This is a genomic window from Ruegeria sp. ABF4_144 (assembly GCF_056160045.1).
Genome location: NZ_JBSWWK010000001.1, coordinates 1,279,981 through 1,293,018, shown reverse-complemented (window position 1 = coordinate 1,293,018; position 13,038 = coordinate 1,279,981). Strand labels below are relative to the sequence as shown.

The window sequence follows — 13,038 nt, the reverse complement described above, 5'->3', positions numbered from 1 at the left end:
GATTTTGTCGCAAGCTAGGGTGAAGCGGAACATAGGTCCAGCCTCAGCCCTTGTCTTTCCACCGGACCATCTGCCGCATGATCCCGTGCAGCATCTGCACATCCGCCCGCGTCATCCGCATCCGCGACCAAAGATTGCGCAGATTGGTCTTCATCCCTTCGGCCTTTTCGGGCGGGTAAAAGAAGCCCGCCTCTTCCAACCGGTCCTCGTAATGTTCGACCAGCTTTTCAACCTCGATCCCCGTGGCCCAGTCGCCTTTGCCCAGATCGGTGGCTTCATGCACCACGTCCCCGGTCTGGCGCATCCACTCATAGGCGGTCAGCAGCACGCATTGGCCAAGATTCAGCGAAGCGTATTCCGGGTTCACCGGCACCGAGATGATGGCATTGGCCTTGGCGATATCTTCATTCTCAAGCCCTGCCCGTTCGGGACCAAACAGCACGGCGACTTTCTCACCTGCCGCAACCTTTTCGGCCGCGAGCTGCATGGCGCGTTCAGGGCTGTACACTGGTTTGGTCAGACCGCGCTGTCGTGCGGTGGTGGCGAAGACAAAAGTGCTGTCTGCCAGCGCACCGGCCAGATCGTCGAACAACTGCGCCTCATCCAGCAGCCGGCCTGCCCCGCTGGACATCGCCACGGCCTTGGGGTTAGGCCATCCGTCGCGCGGCGCCACAATCCGCATCCGGTCCAGCCCGAAGTTCCACATCGCCCGCGCAGCGGCACCGATGTTTTCACCCATCTGCGGGCGCACGAGCACAAAGGAAGGCTGAGATTTGTCGCTGGGCATGGCTGTCTCCGAAAGTTCCGCCTGCTGTAATCGGCGCTTTGGCGCAGGGCAAGCCGTCCGAGCCTTCAATCGCACGTTATTCCGGCATAAAAGTTTGCTTCCCCGGCGCAATCCGCTAAACCGCGCCAAAGACTGAAAGCGAAGGACGCGCCAATGGACACCCCCGAGCAGCCGCAGATTTACCTGATCACCCCACCCACGGTCACCCTGAGCACATTCCCCGACCAGCTTGGCCGCGTGCTGGACAGTGCTGACATCGCCTGCATCCGTCTGGCGTTAGCGGGTAGTGATGAGGACACCATCGCCCGCGCCGCTGATGCCTGCCGCGAAGTGGCCCATGCACGAGACGTCGCCATTGTGATCTCGAACCACGTTCTCTTGGCACAACGGCTGGGTCTTGACGGGGTCCATCTGGACGACGCGGCGCGTTCCGTGCGGGCTGCACGCAAGGAACTGGGCGCAGATGCCATCGTCGGCAGCTACTGTGGAGCGTCCAGCCATGACGGCATGAGCGCCGGTGAATCGGGCGCGGACTACGTTGCCTTCGGGCCGGTTGGCGCGTCGGCCTTGGGCGATGGCACCATCGCTGAAAAAGACCTGTTTCAATGGTGGTCCGAGATGATTGAGGTTCCGGTCGTCGCCGAAGGCGGCCTGACGCCGAGCCTTGTCGGTGCCCTTGCACCTCATACCGATTTCTTCGGCATCGGCGATGAAATCTGGTCGCAGGAAGACCCGGTTGCGGCGCTGAAGAACCTGACCGACGCAATGTGAGCGTTAACCCTTGCACCCGCGCCGGGGCTGCGGCATGAGTTCGGCATGACTCAGAACAGCAAAATCCTGTGTATCGGCTCGGTCCTATGGGACGTGATCGGGCGCTCGGCCAGCGCCATGCGGCAAGGGTCCGACGTGCCGGGTCGGATCACCCGTCTGCCCGGCGGTGTGGCCATGAATATCGCCATGACATTGGTGCGGTTCGGCATGACGCCGACCCTGCTGACCGCCATTGGCCGTGATCCCGAAGGCGACGAGTTGGTCAATGCCTGCGCCCGCTTGGGAATGGTGACGGATCACATCTATCGCTCGCAGGATTTGCCGACCGATCGCTATATGGCGGTCGAAGGCGCCAATGGCCTGATCGCCGCGATCGCCGACGCCCATTCGCTTGAGGCCGCAGGGGCCAAGATTCTGCGCCCACTGATGCACGGGCCATTGGGGTATGAGAATACGCCGTTCGAAGGCCCCATCGCGCTAGATGGCAACCTGACGCTAACCCTGCTAGAAGAAATCGCCCAAAGCCCCGCCTTTGCGCGCGCCGATCTGCGGGTCGCCCCGGCCTCACCCGGTAAGGCAGAACGGCTGCTACCGTTTCTGAAGCACGCCCGCGCGACGCTTTACGTGAACTTGGAAGAGGCCGGAATCCTGTGCCAGCGCGAGTTCACCGACTCCGAATCCGCCGCCAAGGGTCTGCTGAACCGCGGTGCGCTGCGGGTGCTGGTCACGGATGGCGGCAATTCGGCCACCGTCGGCAGCGCTGACGAGATTCTGACCCAAACACCCCCGTCCGTTCTGGTCACCCGCGTGACCGGCGCAGGCGACACCTTCATGGCGGCGCATATCGCGTCAGAGGCCACAGGGGCCTCAGCCGATGAGGCGCTGACCCGTGCCCTGCACGCCGCCGCAACTTACGTTTCCGGAGAAACACCACTGTGATCGAAATTCACTATTCCGCCGAAGTCCGCACTGCAAAAGAAACGGGCCAGCCCATCGTCGCGTTGGAAAGCACGATCATTACCCACGGGATGCCCTACCCTCAGAACATCGAGGTCGCGGCACAAGTGGAACAGGACATTCGTGACGCGGGTGCGGTACCGGCAACCATCGCGGTGATCGACGGCGTTCTGAATGTTGGGCTCGAAGCCGATCAGCTCAAATCGCTGGGTCAGGCGCAGGGCGTCGCCAAACTGTCGCGCGCCGATATGGCAGCTTGCATCGCAACAGGTGGAACGGGTGCCACTACAGTGGCCGCCACCATGATTGCCGCCAACTTCGCCGGGATCGACGTCTTTGCTACCGGCGGTATCGGCGGTGTACACCAAGGGGCCGAGACCTCTTTCGATATCTCTGCCGACTTGCACGAGCTGGCGCAGACGCCGGTGACGGTTGTGGCGGCTGGTGCAAAGGCGATCCTCGATCTGGCCAAAACGCTTGAGGTGCTGGAGACGCTCGGTGTTCCGGTCATCGCCCATGGTCAGGACGAATTCCCCGCCTTCTGGTCCGCCCAATCGCCCTATGCCGCGCCCCTGCGCATGGACAGCGCCAAGGAAATTGCCAAGGCCCACGCCACCCGCCGCGCGCTTGGCCTGCCCGGAGGGCAATTGATCGCCAACCCAATCCCTGCGGCCGATCAGATCCCGGCCGAGGAACTGGCCCCAATCATCGCCTCAGCCCAAGCCGACGCTGAAACGCACCGGATCACTGGCAAGGGCGTCACGCCTTACCTGTTGCAGCGGATTTACGAACAGACCGAGGGCCGTTCGCTGACCGCCAATATCGCCCTCGTGCGCAACAACGCCAAACTGGCCGCCGGGATCGCACGCGCACTCACGGAAAGGTCAGCGTGACATAAACCTATTGTACCAAGGCCCCGGACTGCTTAACTAAATCGGCGAACCACTCAGGACTGCAATGAACACGCCTTTTGACGAAGAACCTCACCGCCGACCGGGCTTGTTTTCCCGACTGCGCGCGTCATTTCTGACGGGTATCGTCGTCATTGCGCCTGTATGGCTGACTGTTTGGCTGATCTGGTCCGTAGTGGGATGGGTCGACAGCGCGGTGCTGCCGCTGATCCCACAGCAGTTCCAGCCCGAAGAATATGTGGGCGTCAATCTGCGCGGCGTCGGAGTGGTGATCTTCCTGATCTTCACTGTCCTTGTCGGTTGGATCGCTAAAGGCATCCTTGGCCGCTCACTGATCCATTTCGCCGAAAGCGTCGTCGACAGAATGCCGGTGGTCCGCTCGGTCTATTCCGGGATCAAGCAGATCTCGGAAACGGTGTTTGCGCAGACCGAACGGTCTTTCGAAAAAGCCTGCCTGATACAGTACCCCCGCCGCGGAATCTGGGCGATTGGTTTCGTCTCGACCACCGCAAGGGGCGAGGTCAGCGAGCGCGCTGAAACCGGCGGTGAACTACTCAGCATATTTGTCCCGACCACGCCCAACCCGACCTCAGGCTTTCTGTTGTTCTTCCCAGAAGAGGACGTGATCCTGCTGGACATGTCGATCGAAGAGGCCGCGAAGCTTGTGATTTCCGCCGGGCTTGTTTACCCGAACGAGAAAGACCCGACACAGCCGCCGGAATAATCAGCCAAACATTTCAGGCAGGTCGACCGTGCTACGCTCGCTCAGATCGGCTTTGTGATCGAAGATAAATCGATGAGCCGCCGCGCGTCCGGCCTCTTTCAGCTTATGCAGGATTACAGGGTTCGGAACTGTCTTCGTCGCTACCGACAGATCATTCATCAACTCGTCATCCGCAATCATGTGGATCAGAACGCGGCTCATCTCACCCGCCTTCAGCTTACCTTGCTCTAGCAAGCGCTGAACGAAACTGATCGCGCGTAGCTCGCGGAACAGGGATGAGTTAAAGCTGATCTCGTTGATCCGGTTCTGGATTTGCTGCGGTGTCTTCGGCACCTCGTCGCGTTCCAGCGGGTTGATGTTCACGATCACCACATCATCAGGCAGATCGGTGTTGAACAGCGGGTAAAGCGCCGGGTTGCCGGTATAACCTCCATCCCAATACGCCTCGGTCCGCCCCGACTTGGGGTCAAAAATCTCAACCGCCTGAAACAGGGTCGGCAAGCAGGCCGAGGCCAGAATCGCATTCGTCGAAATCTCATCCCCGGTGAACACCCGGATTTTGCCGCTGCGCACGCAGGTGGCGCAGACATGCAAACGCGGGCCTTCGTCGGCGCAGATTTCATCGAAGTTGAACCGGTCCACCACCGGCTCCAACGGGTTGCGGTAGAACGGGCCATACGCGTACGGGGACACCAGTCGAGACCACGCATCCCCGACGGAAAACGGCAGAGAATACTCCATCGCCTGCGCGACCTGAGCCGGCTCAATCGCCTGCATCCAGTTTGCTAGGCGCATGTCACCGACGGCACCCATACGCTCCCACAGCCCGTTCAAATTGGCGCGTGCACCGTCGCGCCCATCCCGAACCATGCCGGACTTAAAGGCCGCACCGTTTAACGCCCCGGCCGAGGTTCCGGTGATTGCCGCAACCTCGATGTCTTCCTCATCCAGCAGCCGGTCGAGAACGCCCCAGGTGAACGCGCCATGCGCGCCACCGCCCTGCAATGCCAGATTGATCCGTTTCACCTTTGGGCCTCCTGAATCAGAGAGCTGTCCAGCCACCATCCACCGAGATCGTCGTCCCCGTGATCTGCGCCGCCGCATCCGAGCACAGGAACACCGTGGTGCCACCCAGCTGCTCAACGGTCGCAAACTCTTTCGAGGGCTGACGTTCCAGCATGACGTTCTTGATCACGTCCTCGCGGCTCATGTTGTATTCTTTCATCGTATCGGGGATCTGTGCCTCGACCAGCGGCGTCAGGACATAACCCGGGCAGATCGCATTGCAGGTGATCGGCTCTTGCGCAGTTTCCAGTGCCACCGTCTTGGTCATCCCCACAACGCCGTGCTTGGCCGCGATATAGGCGGCCTTATAAGGTGACGCGGTCAACCCGTGCGCCGAGGCGATATTCACGATCCGTCCCCACCCAGCCGCGCGCATCATCGGCAGAGCTGCCGCCATGGTGTGATAGGCCGAGTTCATGTTGATCGCGATGATCGCATCCCATTTATCGACCGGGAACTGATCGATCGGCGCGACGTGCTGAATGCCTGCGTTGTTCACCAGGATGTCGCAAGCCCCAGCCTTTTCGATCAGCGCGCGGCATTCGCCGCCAACAGACATGTCCGCCTTGATGTAGCGTGCCTTGGTACCGGTCTCTTGCGCGATCTCTGCGGCCAGTGCGTGATCCTCTTCCCGGTCAGTGAACGAGTTCAGAACCACATCGGCACCGGCTTTCGCCAGTTCGCGCGCGACGCCCAAACCGATCCCCGAATTCGATCCCGTAATGATCGCTGTTTTTCCCGAAAGGTTCATGGGCTCTCTCCCTCAAAATCCACTTTGTGCGCACAGTGCCATGCTGCATCTGCAAAGAAAACGGGGAAACATCAGGGTTCCGGAGCCACACGAAAAATTGCCAAAAAAAACGCCCGCACGAAGCGGGCGTTAAGTTATTGAGGCAGGTTTCATACAGGCAAGAAACCTATCGAGCAGTGCACCCTTTATACGCAATTCCCCGCCTTCGTCCAAGCTAAAAGTTTGAAAACAAGAAAAATCATCGGTACGGTGAATCCCAACAAAATAAGGCCAGAGCAGGATTGTTTCCAAAATGCGCCCCGATTTTCTACGCCCCGTTCGCCCTGTGATTGCGGGAATCGCCACTGTTTTTGCCGCCACAATTGCCCATGCAGAATCGGCCCATGGCATAGCTATGTACGGTGACCCCGCCCTACCACCGGATTTTGTGTCCCTACCCTATGCCAACCCGGATGCACCCAAAGGCGGTAAAGTTGTTTTCGGAAATACCGGCGGCTTCAACAGTCTGAACCCCTTCGTTCAGAAAGGCACCGTTCCCTGGCAACTGCGGTTCTGGACCCACGAAAGCCTGATGGGCCGGTCCTGGGACGAACCTTTCACTCTTTACGGGTTGTTAGCCGAATCAGTTGAGACCGCGCCAGACCGGTCCTGGGTGGAATTCACCTTGCGCGAAAGCGCCCGATTCTCGGATGGTAGCCCAGTGACCGTGGACGATGTCATCTGGTCGTACCAGACCTTGGGCACCGAAGGTCACCTGCGCTATCGCGGGCTGTGGGGCAAGATCGACAGCATAGAACAAACTGGCCCACGCACGGTGCGGATCACCTTCAACGAACCGGACCGGGAACTGGCGTTGATCGCCGGCCTGCGTCCGATTCTGCAAAAGGCGCAGTGGGAGGGGAAGGATTTCGCAGACGCCGCACTACATGACGTGCCCGTCGGTTCGGGCCCTTATGTCGTCGATGATTATGAGGCCGGTCGCTATGTGACCCTGCGCCGAAATCCCGACTATTGGGGCGCTGATGTCCCCTTCCGCCGTGGCACCATGAACCTCGATGAGATGCGGATCGAATTCTACGGCGACGGCACAGTTCTGTTCGAGGCGTTCAAGGCTGGCGAACTGACGGCTGTACGAGAGTTCAACGCTGACAAGTGGGACAGCCAGTATAGTTTTCCCGCCGTGCAACGCGGCGATGTCATCAAGACCGAAATCCCACACGGTAAACCTTCGGGAATGACCGGGTTTGTGATGAATACCCGCAAGGCGCCCTTCGATGACTGGCGCGTGCGCGAAGCGTTGCTGCTGGCGTTCAACTTCGAGTTCATCAACGACACGATCACCGGCGGCGCACAGCCCCGGATCGCCTCGTATTTTTCGGGGTCTGATCTGGGTATGCAGCCCGGCCCGGCCACCGGCCGCGTTGCCGAGTTGTTGCAGCCCTATGCCGACGACCTGCCCCCAGGTGCGCTGGACGGTTATGCATTGCCAGAAGGTGACGGCTCGGCCCGCAACCGCGCCAACATACGGCAAGCAAACAAATTGCTGGCCGAGGCAGGCTGGACCGTTCAAGACGGCGTTCTGCGCAATCAGAACGGCGAAGACTTCGCTATCACCGTATTGCTGCAACAGGGCGATACCGAAAGCCAGACCGCCATCGAGATCTATACCCGCGCTCTCGAACGGCTGGGGATTCAGATCACCGTCGAACAGGTGGACAGTGCTCAATTCACTGGCCGCAATGCCGAGTTGGATTTCGACATGACCTTTTTCCGCCGCGCCCTGTCCCTGTCACCGGGCAACGAACAGCGCCTGTATTGGGGTAGCGAAAATGCCGACACTCCGGGCACACGGAACCTGATGGGTGTTGCCTCTCCGGCTGTAGACGGGCTGATTGACGCAATGCTGGCCTCGGAAAGTCACGAGGATTTCGTGGCAGCCACCCGCGCTTTGGACCGGGTTCTGACCGCCGGGCGCTATGTCATTCCGATCTGGAATTTCGACGTCGGGCGCATCGCTCATGCCAAAGAGCTGAAGCAACCCGAAACGCTGCCGATCTATGGAGACGGGCCGGAATACATGCCACAGGTCTGGTGGTACGAAGAGTGATCAAATCGGGCTGATCATCTTCGTGATCGGCCCAATGACATTTGACACGCAGGATTCTCATATCGGAGGTTTTCTATACGTGGGCGCACCATGCCAAATGGTCGCACCTTTCGGCGGATTTCGGCACACGCGCTACCCCCAACCACATATTGCAAAGAGCCAACTTCAGTTAGCCTACATATTGTACCGATGCGGATTTTTAGCTAAAGCCCAAAAAATAGCCACAAGGACTTTACGGATCGCACCTCGACGTTATAGCCTATCTGTAATTAAACGCTCCGTTTGACCGGATTAATTCTGATTTATTCGTTAGATAGCTGATCATTCGACGCGTCACACTTTGGTTTTGCGGACCGGCCTCCACTCACTCACACCTCAGGTCCGTAGGCCCGTCGCGCGATCAGCGTGGCGGGCCTCCTTGACCCAACGTCAGATCAGACAAGGTGCGACATTTTGTCATGCGCGCTGACCACTGTGCCCTCCGTACCCTGAAATGAGAGCCGAGCAGCCGTGAAAACCGAGATACGGAAAGCTGACAAATGTTGAACTGGACTGACCTGACGCAAGACTGGGACGCTATGTATTCCCGCGCAAAACGGCGTTTTCCGAACCTGCGCGATCAGGACAAGGTGCGGCTGAGCAAAGACCGCAAAGGGTTCGAAGCATATCTGGCCGAACGACACCACCTGACCGTGAATGAAGCACACGAAGAGCTTGAGGATTTTCTGTTTACCGAAGGCCTGAACCGCGAGTTCAGCCGATCTTTAAGCAAGTGACGTGACCCAGAGGATCAACGCATCCTCGTCACTGACCGAGATCACGTTGTGCCCCATACTGCCGTCGTAATAAGCGCTGTCCCCCCGACGCATTTCGACGGGTTCGTAGAACTCGGTGTAAAGCTGAACGACCCCTGTCAGTACGTAAAGGAATTCTTCGCCATCGTGGCGCACCCAGCCTTCAAACTCATCCATTGATCGCGCGCGTACGCGGGCACGATAAGGCAGCATCTGCTTTTTCGTTAGGTTTTCGGCCAGCAGTTCATGTTCATAGGTCGTCGTTGGATGTGCGGCCCCTTCGCCCATCCGGGTCACCGCCATGCGCCCGATAACCTGATCGCGTTGCGGCGGCGTGAACAACTGCGGCACCGAAATCTCCAACCCGATCGCCAGCTTTTTCAGCGCATCATAAGTGGGCGACATCTGCCCGTTTTCGATCTTACTGAGGGTCGAGCGTGCAAGCCCTGCCTGAGTGGCGGCCTGTTCCAGCGTCCAGTTCCGCGCCTTGCGCAGCTGACGGACGCGTGCCCCCAGATCAAGCGGCTCAAGCTCGGCGTGGTTGCCCGAGTCCCGGGCAATTCGGATCAGGGATGGCTGTTCATTGGTGCTCATGCGCAACTCTATAGGCCCAGCCTGTCCCGCTTGCAACGCGCCAAGCGCCAAGGTAGCCAGTTGCCATGCTGTCTGTTTTTGATCAGGGGCCGCCATCGCCCTGCCCCGCGCCTTTCAATCTGGCTGCACATGTGCTGCGCCAAGCGGATAATGATCCGGATAAGATCGCGTTGTCGGTTCTGCGGTCCGATGGGGCCGAGGACTGGAGCTATCACGCGCTGAAATCAGCCATTTTGGGCACCGCCACCGGCTTGCTGCGCGCAGGGCTGAAGCCGGGTGACATTGTCCTGATGCGGTTGGGAAACACGGTAGATTTTCCGATTGCCTACCTCGGGGCGATTGCCGCAGGGATCGTGCCTGTCCCGACATCCTCACAACTGACCGAGCCGGAAACCGAACGTATGATCGCGGATCTGCAACCCGCTGCCATCCTGCGAGACCCGGCCGTCGCCTGCGCGCCGCACCTGCTGCAGATCACGGTGTCCGAGCTCACCGAAATGCGCACCCTGCCCCCGGCCGAATTTCAGATGGGCGATCCTGAGAGGCTGGCATATGTCGTCTATACCTCGGGCACGTCCGGCAAGCCGCGCGCGGTGGCCCACGCGCATCGTGCGATCTGGGCGCGACAGATGATGGTGGATGGCTGGTACGGGCTGCGAGACACGGATCGTCTGTGCCATGCGGGCGCGTTTAACTGGACCTATACGCTGGGCACCGGGTTGATGGACCCTTGGACCATAGGCGCAACCGCCCTGATCCCTGAACCTGGAACCGACCCGGACGCCCTGTCCGCCTTGCTGCGGCAGCATCGGGCGACAATTTTTGCTGCAGCCCCTGGTGTGTTTCGAAAGCTGCTGAAAACGCCGGACAACCTGCACCTTTCCACACTCCGACATGGCCTGTGCGCCGGCGAGAAACTGTCGCGGCACCTGCACACACAATGGGTCGAGGCAACCGGGACCGAACTCTACGAAGCCTATGGCATGTCTGAGTGTTCCACCTTCATTTCGTCCAGCCCGGCCCACCCGGCACGCGGCGAGTCGTTGGGACAACCACAGCCTGGCCGCCGGATCGCGATCCTAGGGCCGGATGGGCCCGTTCCTCAAGGTCAGGAAGGCACCATCGCCATTCACCGGTCCGATCCCGGCCTGATGCTGACTTATCTGAATGCCCCAGACGAGGCCGAGGCGCGGATGCAGGGTGACTGGTTTCTAACTGGCGATCAGGGTGCCATGGCGGTCGATGGGCAGATCACCTACTTGGGCCGCGACGATGACATGATGAATGCAGGTGGCTATCGCGTCTCACCGGTGGAGGTCGAAGCTGCTCTGTCCAAATTCCCCGGCATCACGCAGGTCGGCGCGGCGGCAGTTGAGGTCAAAGAGGACACATTCGTCATAGCTGCCTTCTATACCGGGCCGGAAAAGCTGGACGATTCCGCCCTGCAAACCTATGTGGAAGCAAATCTGGCGCGCTACAAACAGCCGCGCGCGTTCATTCACCTGCCTGAACTGCCGACCGGCGGGAACGGAAAACTCCTGCGCCGGGCGCTGCCGGCCTATTTCAAGGCGACCACACCATGACCCAGACCGTCAAACTCGACATCATGTCCGACCCGATCTGCCCGTGGTGCTATATCGGTAAGACCCATCTGGACAAAGCACTGGCCGCGCTTCCGGATCATCCTATGGTGATCGAATGGCATCCGTTTCAGTTGAACCCCGACATGCCTGATGAAGGCATGGACCGGCGCGAGTATCTGGAGCGCAAGTTCGGCGGCAAGGATGGTGCCGTGCGCGCCTATGCGCCTGTGGTCGAACATGCCGAGAATGCCGGGCTGAAAATTGATTTCGAAGGCATGAAGCGCACCCCCAACACGCTGGACGCCCATCGTCTGATCCACTGGGCGGGTATTGAGGGCAAGCAGAATGAGGTCGTGGACGCCCTGTTCGACGCCTATTTCGTGCAGGCCCGCGATATTGGCGACCATGAGGTTCTGGCCGACATCGCCGACGCTGTCGGCATGGACGCGGCCGTTGTGCTGAAACTTCTGAAATCGGACGCAGATCGGGAAGATATTCACAATCGGGACAGCCATTCGCGTCAGATGGGCGTCAATTCGGTGCCAACCTTCATCGTCGCCAATCAACACGCTGTTCCCGGCGCGCAACCCCCTGAAATGTGGGAAAAAGTGATTGGCGAGATCATGTCTCAGATTGAGGCCTCCCCTGCAAATTAGCACAGGGGTCTGTGCGCATTGAAACCTAGCGCCGCCTGACCTGTCGTGATAGCGCGATCAGGTCAGGAGGGCGCAATGGCCAATCGCATGTCAAAAGGTGAATTCATCGCACTTGTCGCAATGATGTTTGCGACGATCGCGTTTTCCATCGACTCGATGCTGCCTGCCCTGCCCGAGATTGGCGCACAGCTTAGCCCCGAGGATATCAACCGGGCACAACTGATCCTGACCTCATTTGTGTTGGGTATGGGGATTGGCACATTCTTCATGGGTCCGCTGTCCGACGCGTTTGGACGCAAGCCGGTGATCTATGTCGGTTCAGCTTTGTACATCGTGTCCGCGGCCGTCGCCTGGGCCAGTTCTTCGCTGGAGTTGCTGCTGATCGCCCGGGTCGCGCAAGGTGTCGGTTGCGCCGCGCCGCGCGTGGTTGCCATGGCCATCATTCGGGATTTGTACTCGGGCCGTGAAATGGCGCGGATCGTGTCCATCGCCATGATGATCTTTACACTCGTACCAGCCGTTGCACCGATGCTGGGTGCCGGGATGATCGCCCTCACAGGTTGGCGCGGAATCTTTGTCTCGTTCATCTTGTTCTCGGTGATCACCGTGGTTTGGATGGGCTTGCGCCTACCGGAATCACTAAAACCCGAAAACCGCAGACCGCTGCGCCTGCCCTTGATGGCCTCAGCCGCGCGCGAGATGTTCACTCATCCCACCGTCCGGGTTTCGATTTTCGTGCAAACCCTGTGCCTGGGCATGCTGTTCACCACGCTGACCATGGTGCAGCCGATCTATGACGTGATCCATGACAGCGCCGACAGTTTCCCCTTTTGGTTCGGGTTCGTTGCGCTGATGTCAGGGTCCGCCAGCCTGCTGAACGCGGCGCTGGTGATCCGCGTGGGGATGCGGCGGCTGGTCACCTGGGCGTTGGGTGCTCAAATCGTCATCACCATGGGCGTCATTACCCTGAACGCGATGCCTTTGTCGCCGAACCTGTCCTTTGCGGTGTTCGTCTTTTGGCAGACCTCGATCTTTTTCATGGCTGGTATGACGATGGGCAATCTGAACGCCATCGCGATGGAGCCGATGGGCCATATCGCTGGCATGGCGGCCTCGGTCATTGGTGCGGTTTCAACCGTTCTGGCCGCCGCAATTGCGGCCCCTATCGGGTTACTGTTCGACGGATCGCTGACCCCGCTGACCACGGGCATTCTGGTCATGAGCGTGGCTGGCTTTGGCCTGATGCTGCATATGGGCCGGATCGAAAACAGACTGCCTGCCTGATCTGTGCAGCCTGCGCGAATCCCGCTAACCTTCCCTTGATCCGAGCGGAGGTTT

13 protein-coding genes are annotated in these 13,038 nt (G+C 59.7%); 9 read left to right on the top strand and 4 right to left on the bottom strand.

Annotation, left to right across the window (positions count from 1 at the left end; all coding sequences use genetic code 11):
- Positions 1-43 precede the first annotated feature (43 nt).
- Positions 44-787: an RNA methyltransferase gene (locus ACXAGD_RS06680; RefSeq protein ID WP_475209207.1), complete on the bottom strand. Its 744-nt coding sequence runs from the start codon at positions 785-787 to the stop codon at positions 44-46.
- A 153-nt stretch (positions 788-940) separates the two neighbouring features.
- Here ACXAGD_RS06680 and ACXAGD_RS06675 point away from each other — a divergent pair, with 153 nt between their 5' ends.
- The 4 genes from ACXAGD_RS06675 (at position 941) to ACXAGD_RS06660 (ending at position 4,150) form a co-directional block, all read left to right on the top strand.
- Positions 941-1,558, top strand: a complete 618-nt coding sequence (locus tag ACXAGD_RS06675; RefSeq protein ID WP_475209206.1) for a thiamine phosphate synthase — start codon at positions 941-943, stop codon at positions 1,556-1,558.
- Positions 1,559-1,603: 45 nt separating this feature from the next.
- A complete protein-coding gene (locus ACXAGD_RS06670) occupies positions 1,604-2,497 on the top strand; it encodes a PfkB family carbohydrate kinase (RefSeq protein WP_475209205.1) in 894 nt (297 codons plus the stop codon).
- On the top strand, positions 2,494-3,408 hold the full coding sequence (locus ACXAGD_RS06665) for a pseudouridine-5'-phosphate glycosidase (protein WP_475209204.1): 915 nt from the start codon (positions 2,494-2,496) through the stop codon (positions 3,406-3,408). Before ACXAGD_RS06670 ends, ACXAGD_RS06665 begins: the two co-directional genes overlap by 4 nt.
- A gap of 64 nt (positions 3,409-3,472) precedes the next feature.
- Entirely contained in the window at positions 3,473-4,150 is a 678-nt protein-coding gene (locus ACXAGD_RS06660; protein ID WP_475209203.1) for a DUF502 domain-containing protein, read from the top strand.
- On the opposite strand, the gene ACXAGD_RS06655 is transcribed toward ACXAGD_RS06660, so the two are convergent.
- Together ACXAGD_RS06655 and ACXAGD_RS06650 are read right to left on the bottom strand one after the other, a co-directional pair.
- The gene (locus tag ACXAGD_RS06655) at positions 4,151-5,215 is read right to left on the bottom strand and encodes a patatin-like phospholipase family protein (protein ID WP_475209202.1); all 1,065 of its coding nucleotides are present in this window, start codon (positions 5,213-5,215) and stop codon (positions 4,151-4,153) included.
- A complete protein-coding gene (locus ACXAGD_RS06650; RefSeq protein WP_475209201.1) occupies positions 5,193-5,966 on the bottom strand; it encodes a 3-hydroxybutyrate dehydrogenase in 774 nt (257 codons plus the stop codon). Before ACXAGD_RS06650 ends, ACXAGD_RS06655 begins: the two co-directional genes overlap by 23 nt.
- 292 nt (positions 5,967-6,258) lie before the next feature.
- Here ACXAGD_RS06650 and ACXAGD_RS06645 point away from each other — a divergent pair, with 292 nt between their 5' ends.
- Both ACXAGD_RS06645 and ACXAGD_RS06640 read left to right on the top strand, forming a co-directional pair.
- Positions 6,259-8,073 (top strand): extracellular solute-binding protein, encoded by a 1,815-nt coding sequence (locus ACXAGD_RS06645; protein WP_475209200.1) that lies wholly within the window; start codon positions 6,259-6,261, stop codon positions 8,071-8,073.
- Positions 8,074-8,612: 539 nt separating this feature from the next.
- On the top strand, positions 8,613-8,849 hold the full coding sequence (locus ACXAGD_RS06640; RefSeq protein WP_170325112.1) for a hypothetical protein: 237 nt from the start codon (positions 8,613-8,615) through the stop codon (positions 8,847-8,849).
- On the opposite strand, the gene ACXAGD_RS06635 is transcribed toward ACXAGD_RS06640, so the two are convergent.
- Positions 8,838-9,461, bottom strand: coding sequence for a helix-turn-helix domain-containing protein (locus tag ACXAGD_RS06635; protein WP_475209199.1), 624 nt, complete (start codon positions 9,459-9,461; stop codon positions 8,838-8,840). The genes ACXAGD_RS06640 and ACXAGD_RS06635 overlap by 12 nt on opposite strands.
- Before the next feature lie 65 nt (positions 9,462-9,526).
- On the opposite strand from ACXAGD_RS06635, the gene ACXAGD_RS06630 reads away from it, so the two are divergent.
- From ACXAGD_RS06630 to ACXAGD_RS06620, 3 genes are all read left to right on the top strand, one after another.
- Complete coding sequence (locus ACXAGD_RS06630; protein ID WP_475209198.1) at positions 9,527-11,044, top strand: class I adenylate-forming enzyme family protein; 1,518 nt, start codon at positions 9,527-9,529, stop codon at positions 11,042-11,044.
- Complete coding sequence (locus tag ACXAGD_RS06625) at positions 11,041-11,700, top strand: DsbA family oxidoreductase (RefSeq protein ID WP_475209197.1); 660 nt, start codon at positions 11,041-11,043, stop codon at positions 11,698-11,700. The genes ACXAGD_RS06630 and ACXAGD_RS06625 overlap by 4 nt, the downstream gene beginning before the upstream one ends.
- Before the next feature lie 75 nt (positions 11,701-11,775).
- A complete protein-coding gene (locus ACXAGD_RS06620) occupies positions 11,776-12,984 on the top strand; it encodes a multidrug effflux MFS transporter (protein ID WP_475209196.1) in 1,209 nt (402 codons plus the stop codon).
- The last annotated feature ends 54 nt before the right edge of the window (positions 12,985-13,038 follow it).